The 5,482-nt window shown below is 46.4% G+C and carries 5 protein-coding genes and 1 tRNA gene; 1 reads left to right on the top strand and 5 read right to left on the bottom strand.

Annotated elements, in window-relative coordinates; all coding sequences use genetic code 11:
* Positions 1 to 127: 127 nt before the first annotated feature.
* Positions 128 to 1,132, bottom strand: coding sequence for a glycosyltransferase family 2 protein (locus QUB20_RS13140; RefSeq protein ID WP_333246631.1), 1,005 nt, complete (start codon positions 1,130 to 1,132; stop codon positions 128 to 130).
* A 59-nt stretch (positions 1,133 to 1,191) separates the two neighbouring features.
* A complete protein-coding gene (locus tag QUB20_RS13135; RefSeq protein WP_333246629.1) occupies positions 1,192 to 1,929 on the bottom strand; it encodes a C40 family peptidase in 738 nt (245 codons plus the stop codon).
* A gap of 108 nt (positions 1,930 to 2,037) precedes the next feature.
* On the opposite strand from QUB20_RS13135, the gene QUB20_RS13130 reads away from it, so the two are divergent.
* Entirely contained in the window at positions 2,038 to 2,976 is a 939-nt protein-coding gene (locus QUB20_RS13130) for a serine hydrolase (protein WP_333246627.1), read from the top strand.
* Between the two features lie 154 nt (positions 2,977 to 3,130).
* Here QUB20_RS13130 and QUB20_RS13125 read toward each other — a convergent pair.
* The 3 genes from QUB20_RS13125 to QUB20_RS13115 form a co-directional block, all read right to left on the bottom strand.
* Positions 3,131 to 3,219 (bottom strand) — tRNA-Ser (locus tag QUB20_RS13125).
* A gap of 97 nt (positions 3,220 to 3,316) precedes the next feature.
* Positions 3,317 to 4,456, bottom strand: coding sequence for a patatin-like phospholipase family protein (locus QUB20_RS13120; RefSeq protein ID WP_333056420.1), 1,140 nt, complete (start codon positions 4,454 to 4,456; stop codon positions 3,317 to 3,319).
* Between the two features lie 47 nt (positions 4,457 to 4,503).
* The gene (locus QUB20_RS13115; RefSeq protein ID WP_333058160.1) at positions 4,504 to 5,352 is read right to left on the bottom strand and encodes a mechanosensitive ion channel family protein; all 849 of its coding nucleotides are present in this window, start codon (positions 5,350 to 5,352) and stop codon (positions 4,504 to 4,506) included.
* Between the last annotated feature and the right edge of the window lie 130 nt (positions 5,353 to 5,482).

The following is a 5,482-nucleotide window of genomic DNA, read 5'->3' as shown; positions in this document are numbered from 1 at the left end:
AATTAAATCTGGCGCGTGCTCGTCAGCAAATAGCCTAGCCCCACTGGTTTACTCTTTTGACAATTAATCCACCCTGCTTATTAAGGGGGGCTAGGGGGGATCTGGAAGATGAAAAAAAGTCATTTAGTTACTTAGAACCAAACACCTCGCGCACCCGATAAATCGGTTTTCCCTGCGACTCGTGATAAGTCCGCATCATCACTTCCGCCAGCAAACCAAAACAAAATAACTGCACCCCAGTTAACAGCAAAACCACAGCCAAAATCAGCAAAGGACGATTGCCAATACTTTGACCGAGGCCAAATTTCAGGAAAGTCAAATAAATCCCTAAAACCGTTCCCAACGTCATAGAACCCAGTCCCAAAAGTCCAAAAACGTGCATCGGTCGAGTCAGGAACTTTTTCATAAAAGAAATAGTTAGCAAATCCATCAACACGCGAAAAGTCCGCCAAATTCCGTACTTACTTTGACCGAAACGGCGGGCGTGATGTCGCACCGGAAGTTCTGCAATTCTCGCCCCTTCAATAAACGCCAAGGCAGGCAAAAAGCGGTGCAATTCCCCGTAGAGATTCAAGTCTGCTACCAACTCGGATTTATAAGCTTTCAAAGAACAGCCGTAGTCGTGCAAAGTTACGCCTGTAACGCGACCAATTAACCAGTTAGCAATTTTAGAAGGAATCAACCGGCTAATAGTATTGTCTTGCCTATTTTTGCGCCAGCCACTGACTAAATCGTAGCCTTCATCTAATTTTTCCAACAATAGCGGAATATCAGCCGGGTCATTTTGCAAATCGCCGTCTAGGGTAACAATAGCACGACCGCGAGCGCGATCGAAACCTGCCGACATGGCAGCAGTTTGCCCGTAATTGCGGCGCAAAATTACAGCACAAAGGTCATCGCGAGTGCTGGCTAACTGCTGGAGAAGTGCACCCGAACCGTCCTTAGAACCGTCATCTACACAAATAATTTGATAGCTGAGTCCAGATGGTTGGATAGAAGAGGCGATCGCCTCAATCAAATGAGGCAAACTTTCCACCTCATTATACACCGGCACCACCACTGAAACGTCGAGAACAACCTCCGCGCCAGCCTGCTGTGCAGCCAATTTTTCCAAAAATAATGCAGCGTCCATTTTTTTATTCGATAATATTAACAGTCAACCGTCAACCGTCAACAGTCAACCGTCAACAACTAACTAGGTTGATAACTTGCCACAACTTTACCATATCCCCGCAATTGCTGGTAATAAGCTTGACTGACTCGATCGCCATCATCCGACAAAACATCGATACCGATACCATTGCGACCTTGTGCTTGTCCCGAACTGTGAATGTAGCGATTATCTCCGAGATATAATCCTACATGAGTTGCTTTTTCTGGCGTACCAAAAAATACTAAATCCCCCGGTTCTAAAGCACTGATACTAATCGGTTTAGTAAAAGCTTCCTGCTGATAAGCATCCCTCGGCAACCAGATGCCCGCAGCCACAAAAGCAGCTTGCATCAAGCCGGAACAATCATAATTTGGCCCGACTGTACCGCCCCAAAGATAATAATTGGATTGGTGCATAGCCTCGCGAGCGAAAGTAATTACAATTGGTAATTTTTCCTTGATTTCTGCCTCAGAAACCACCAGAGGATGATACACTGTTTCTGCCACATCGAGCAACTCAACATCTCGAAGATCCAGCCATCCCGGATAATCATCTTCGCACAGTCGCACCATCACAGCCGTTGTATCTCCCTGAACAACCGAGTCTATGGCATTTCTCCCCCCCTTGATAAGGGGGGGCTGGGGGGGGTCAACTACTCGCAAATGCCGCCCCAAGGCTGCTTGAGTTGCCAATCGATCGCACTTTGGGGAATCGTAAATATTTATGTGCGATCGGACCCGGTACTCCACAACATCAGATAATTGATAATTGGCCATTGCTAATTGCTCATTGTTTGCTGTTAATTGTTCGCATTTATTGTTCGCATTTAACGATAGATTGCCATTAGCTGCTAGCCGTTAACCGTTAACCGTCAGCCATTAACCATGACATTTTTTCACAAAGACGAACAATTAGAAAACCTCGGCAGTAGCATTATAGACTCCGCATTGTCAGAATTTACAGGATTAAGTGGCGATCGTACAGCCATTACCTGGATAGTCTACGATCCCCCGGTGCGAGTCAATACAGGCGGCGCCCTGAGTCCAGAAGAATTTTGGAAATATCAACCGCGAGGTTTTAGCGCTAGAGCTTCCGAACGAATTTATCCAGCCAGCATCGTCAAATTATTCTACCTCGTTGCCATCTGGGAATGGGCACAAAAAGGCATGATTCAAACATCGCCAGAATTAGAACGCGCCGTCCGAGATATGATAGTTGATTCCAGCAACGACGCCACCAGTTTAGTAGTAGACGCCCTCACCGGCACCACCAGCGGCCCAGAATTATCACCAGGCCCCTTTGAAAGTTGGAAACAGCAGCGAAACATCGTCAACCGTTACTTTCAATCATTGGATTGGCCGGAATTACAAAATATTAACGTCAATCAGAAAACCTGGTGTGACGGCCCCTATGGTCGCGAGCGAGCTTGTCTAGGAGAATTAATGGAACATAGAAATATGCTGACCACAAATGCAGCGGCGCGTTTGCTGCACAGTATAATCGGCGGCGTAGCTGTTTCTGCCCAAGCATCGCAAGAAATGATGGGTTTAATGAAACGCAGTTTAGACCCAGCAGAATTAGAGGCAGATCCTGAAAATCAAGTAACGGGTTTTTTAGGTGGCGGATTGCCAGAATCAGCAAAATTGTGGTCAAAAGCCGGACTGACAAGTCAAGTGCGTCACGATGCTGCTTATATTGAAATAGAGGGCTTACGGCCGTATTTGTTGGTTGTATTTACCGAGGGGAAAGAGAATAGCAAGAATGAAGAAATTTTGCCATTTATCTCGCGGCAAGTTGTCGAAGCGATGAAAGCTCTTAATTAGATTTAGTAGTTGATTATTGCGGCTAGACTAGACTTGAACTGCAAAAATAATTGGGACGGGCTAGAAGCCCATCCCACAAAATTTTCTTGTGGGATGGGCTTCTAGCCCGTCCAAAAATTTGATTAAAAGGAACTTTTTCCTAGAAGCTCTAAAACGGAGAGGGAGGGATTTGAACCCTCGAAGGATGTTAACACCCTTAACAGATTAGCAATCTGCCGCTTTCGACCACTCAGCCACCTCTCCAAGATGACAGTAACTAACTATAGCACACACATCTTCTTCTTGCCAACCCCTAATTGAAAAATTCCTCAATCCCTTACTCTGTATACTTTTCGCGACCTCAACCTCCAGCCTCTTCCCCAAAGCCCCTAGCCTTCAAGTGTTTTTCCCAACTAAAATTGGAACTCAAAAAGAACCTCTTAGTATACAAATACCCCAAGCGGTACAGGTGAGCCTTGCGATCGCCATCGAGATTAAAGTCCGTCGTCGTCACCCCAGCGTCAGTCACATCAATATTAATCACCCTGCCCTTATCCATTTCTCGCTGGTGATAGCGGTCTCTTGCTTTCATCATCGTTCGGAACATCGCCGCCAGCATCGACAGCGGAGTATCAATCTTAACTTTAGTCTCAATTCCGGTATCGACTAATCGAAACCCAAAGGTAAACCAGCGCGGCATAGCAGGAGTCGCACCGACGGATTGTTTGTCATAAATCCACAGGGGGAAATTGCTCAAAATTCCGCCATCTACAATTAAGTCATCGCCGAGTTTTCCCGGTTCAAAAAATAGCGGAATACTCATCGACAACCGAACGGCTTCAGCAACGCTAAAATCTTCAGCCCTTTTGAGTCGCAACTGCTCATACAAAGGATCGGAATCGGTAGATTCGCGTCGGTGTAAGTCGTCGGGCAGCACCAACATTTCACCGCGACTGAGGTTGGATACTACTACTTTTAATTCCCGCTCTTTTACGATTTGTTTGACATCGGCAAAAGTGTGCAATTTACCTCGACCGAGCATTGCTTCCAGCCACTGCCGGAACGGTTGCGCCGAATATTCTCCCATCTGACGGCTAACTGTTAAGAAAAGTAGAGTCCAAGCAGGAGATTGCAAGTCGTCGGCGGGGTCGCCGTTTAAAATTAGAGGACTGTTTTTTTGAGTTAAAAATATGCTGTAATCGAGCTGTCCTAAAATTTCCTCTAAATCATCTATTGACAAGTCGGTTGCCAATACTGCTGCCGTAATTGCACCTGCCGAAGTTCCTGCCAATTTTCGCCACTGGATGCCCAAATCGCTACAGCACCTGAGTGCTCCTAAAAACGCAACTCCGCGCACGCCGCCGCCTTCAAAAACGCCGTCGGCATAGATTTGACCGTTGTCGTCGGGAGGCGGAAATTTGCTAAGAATTGTTTGTTTTTCGGTTGCGGTGATTCTGACACCGGGTTCTTGCAAAATTTGCTGCGGATACCACTTGCTCATGGGAAATACCTCGGATAAATGTTGGGTTTTAGATTTTAGATTTATATCTATTGTTCTTGATTTTTGTCGGCATCCATTGCCTCTTTGACGTATTGTTGAACTTGCGATCGCACTTGTTCGTAGGCCACCGACGCGCACCAAGGTCGGAGAGATAAAATAGTTGTATCGGGAGTAATCTCGACCACCAAACAAGTCGGGGGCGGATTCTCCAACACCAGCGGGTGAGAGTGGGCAATTTCTAATAACTCAGCTACAGTTGGACGAATTGGCCGATCGCCAATATCAATCTTCAAGTCTACTCGCCTCGTTCCCATTGCCGTTGTATTTTTCAGTGTACCGTTAAACAACTGATTGTTCGGGACAATAATTTTTATGCGATCGTCTGTCACCACCGTTGTTGAAAAAATCCCGATGCTGTCCACCACTCCCTTAACATCCCCAGCTTCAATCCCATCCCCGACTTCAAAGGGCCGCAAACTAATCAACATTACCCCAGCAGCAAAGTGCGACAAAGTATTTTGCCACGCCAAACCAATGGCCAAACCCGCCGCACCCACCACCGCAACCACACTGGTAGTTTGAATTCCCAACTGACTCAAAGCGGCGACTACTCCCACTACCAAAATCGTAATCTCAGCAGCTTGAACTAAGAATTTCCGCAGCGTGGCTTCGGTGCGACTCAGTGCTCGGCGAGTCACGCGGCCCGCAAAGTTGATAGCAAATCGCGTAATTAACAAAATGCCGATCGCCCACAGCAGTTGAGGTACAATTTTAAACCCCAATTCCACGAATCTTTTCGAGAATTCTTGGGCTACTTCCAAGGCTTGTGTTCTTTCTGCATTTAGCTGAGAATAGAAGGTTTGGGCTATTGGTAAAAACGTCTGAATAACTGTCATGTTAATTGGGAATTGGGAATTAGAAATTGAGAATTGCAGTCTCAGTCTTCTGCATAAGTCGGAGAGTCCGACAGGGGTTGAAAACCCCTGTCTCATAGCGGAAGTCCTCTAGAAGAGGACTAAAGTCGAT

Origin of the sequence: Microcoleus sp. B4-C2 (assembly GCF_036705265.1) — a bacterium.
In the GTDB taxonomy this organism is placed as follows: domain Bacteria; phylum Cyanobacteriota; class Cyanobacteriia; order Cyanobacteriales; family Microcoleaceae; genus Microcoleus.
The sequence above is the reverse complement of the archived record's forward strand: the minus strand, read 5'-3'. Positions and strand labels throughout refer to the sequence as shown.